This is a genomic window from Domibacillus robiginosus (genome assembly GCF_000966195.1).
In the GTDB taxonomy this organism is placed as follows: Bacteria; Bacillota; Bacilli; order Bacillales; family Domibacillaceae; genus Domibacillus; species Domibacillus robiginosus.
This window is the reverse complement of the sequence record NZ_LAHL01000063.1, coordinates 1-1,135: the sequence shown is the minus strand read 5'-3', so window position 1 is coordinate 1,135 and position 1,135 is coordinate 1. Positions and strand designations below refer to the sequence as shown.

The 1,135-nt window shown below is 55.8% G+C and carries 1 rRNA gene; it reads left to right on the top strand.

From position 1 onward, the window contains the following. Window positions 1-1,109: ribosomal RNA gene (locus VP97_RS21095) — 16S ribosomal RNA — on the top strand; the annotation flags it as partial. Between the last annotated feature and the right edge of the window lie 26 nt (window positions 1,110-1,135).

The window sequence follows — 1,135 nt, the reverse complement described above, 5'->3', positions numbered from 1 at the left end:
GTTGTCAGGGAAGAACAAGTACGGGAGTAACTGCCCGTACCTTGACGGTACCTGGCCAGAAAGCCACGGCTAACTACGTGCCAGCAGCCGCGGTAATACGTAGGTGGCAAGCGTTGTCCGGAATTATTGGGCGTAAAGCGCGCGCAGGCGGCCTTTTAAGTCTGATGTGAAAGCCCACGGCTCAACCGTGGAGGGTCATTGGAAACTGGAAGGCTTGAGTGCAGAAGAGAAGAGCGGAATTCCACGTGTAGCGGTGAAATGCGTAGAGATGTGGAGGAACACCAGTGGCGAAGGCGGCTCTTTGGTCTGTAACTGACGCTGAGGCGCGAAAGCGTGGGGAGCGAACAGGATTAGATACCCTGGTAGTCCACGCCGTAAACGATGAGTGCTAAGTGTTGGGGGGTTTCCGCCCCTCAGTGCTGCAGCTAACGCATTAAGCACTCCGCCTGGGGAGTACGGCCGCAAGGCTGAAACTCAAAGGAATTGACGGGGGCCCGCACAAGCGGTGGAGCATGTGGTTTAATTCGAAGCAACGCGAAGAACCTTACCAGGTCTTGACATCCCGCTGACCGGTCTGGAGACAGATCTTCCCCTTCGGGGGCAGCGGTGACAGGTGGTGCATGGTTGTCGTCAGCTCGTGTCGTGAGATGTTGGGTTAAGTCCCGCAACGAGCGCAACCCTTGATCTTAGTTGCCAGCATTTAGTTGGGCACTCTAAGGTGACTGCCGGTGACAAACCGGAGGAAGGTGGGGATGACGTCAAATCATCATGCCCCTTATGACCTGGGCTACACACGTGCTACAATGGATGGTACAAAGGGCTGCAAGACCGCGAGGTTTAGCCAATCCCATAAAACCATTCTCAGTTCGGATTGCAGGCTGCAACTCGCCTGCATGAAGCTGGAATCGCTAGTAATCGCGGATCAGCATGCCGCGGTGAATACGTTCCCGGGCCTTGTACACACCGCCCGTCACACCACGAGAGTTTGCAACACCCGAAGTCGGTGGGGTAACCCTTACGGGAGCCAGCCGCCGAAGGTGGGGCAGATGATTGGGGTGAAGTCGTAACAAGGTAGCCGTATCGGAAGGTGCGGCTGGATCACCTCCTTTCTAAGGATATTTACGGAAGTGAGAAC